Consider the following 1,174-nt stretch of genomic DNA (forward strand, 5'->3'; position numbering starts at 1 on the left):
CTGAGGCCGGCAAACTGGACCATTTTTGGCTAGAGTTGGCGCTGCGTAAATCCCTCGACTGGGAGGAGCGACGACGATGAAGGCCTCGAAGTTTTCGGACGCCCAAAAGACGTTCATTCTCAAGCAGGGCAACGACGGGGTCCCGGTTGCGGAGATCTGCCGCAAGGCCGGGATCAGCCAGGCGACCTACTTCAATTGGAAGAAGAAGTATGACGGTCTGCTGCCGACCGAGATGCGCCGGCTGAAGCAGCTCGAGGACGAGAACGCCAAGCTAAAGAAGCTGGTAGCCGATCTGTCGCTCGACAAGGAGATGTTGCAGGACGTGATCCGCCGAAAGCTATAAAGCCTGGTCGGAAGCGCAAGCTCGTCGATGAGGTTTGTGGTGAGTGGCAAGTCTCGATCCGCAAGGCTTGTGAGACCCTCGAGTTCGATCGCTCGACCTACCACTACAAATCTCGTCGCTCCGGCCAGGCCGCCCTCGAAGCTCGGATCAAGGAGATCTGCCATGTTCGCGTACGCTACGGCTATCGCCGCGTCCACGTCCTGCTCCGCCGCGAGGGATGGCGTCATGGGCAGAACAAGACCCGTCGCATCTATCGCGAATTGGGCCTGCAATTGCGCAATAAATCGCCGAAGCGGAGGGTCAAGGCCAAGCTGCGCGATGACCGCAGGCCAGCGACGCGCGCCAACGAGACCTGGGCGATGGACTTTGTTCATGACCAGCTGGCAAATGGTGGCAAGCTCCGGGTGCTCACGATTATCGATATCTTCTCCCGCTTCTCGCCCGCCCTGGAGCCGCGGCTCACTTTCCGCGGCACCGATGTTGTGGAGGTGCTGGAAAGGGTTTGCAACGAAGTGGGCTTCCCGGCGACGATCCGCGTCGACCAAGGCAGCGAGTTCGTGTCGCGTGACGTCGACCTCTGGGCCTACCAGCGCGGCGTCACGCTGGACTTCTCACGCCCGGGCAAACCGACCGACAACGCCTTTATCGAAGCGTTCAATGGCCGCTTCCGGGTCGAATGCCTCAATGCCCATTGGTTCCTGTCGCTTGCGGACGCCCGGGAAAAGGTGGAGACTTGGCGCAGATACTACAACGAGGAGCGGCCCCATGGAGCGATCGGCAATCGGCCGCCGATTTTGCTGCAAAATCACGCCGGCGCCACCAGCCCGCCAA

1 protein-coding gene is annotated in these 1,174 nt (G+C 60.7%); it reads left to right on the forward strand.

Translation table 11 applies throughout. From position 1 onward, the window contains the following. Window positions 1-76: 76 nt before the first annotated feature. Window positions 77-1,174, forward strand: a protein-coding gene (locus XI05_RS09000) for an IS3 family transposase (protein WP_271500731.1) whose coding sequence is annotated in 2 segments (ribosomal slippage) — window positions 77-338 and window positions 338-1,174 — 1,099 coding nt annotated over the 2 segments. Because the reading frame shifts where the segments join, the coding sequence is not laid out codon by codon here. This gene is flagged as partial in the annotation.

It is taken from the genome of Bradyrhizobium sp. CCBAU 11357 (genome assembly GCF_028128865.1).
GTDB lineage: Bacteria > Pseudomonadota > Alphaproteobacteria > Rhizobiales > Xanthobacteraceae > Bradyrhizobium.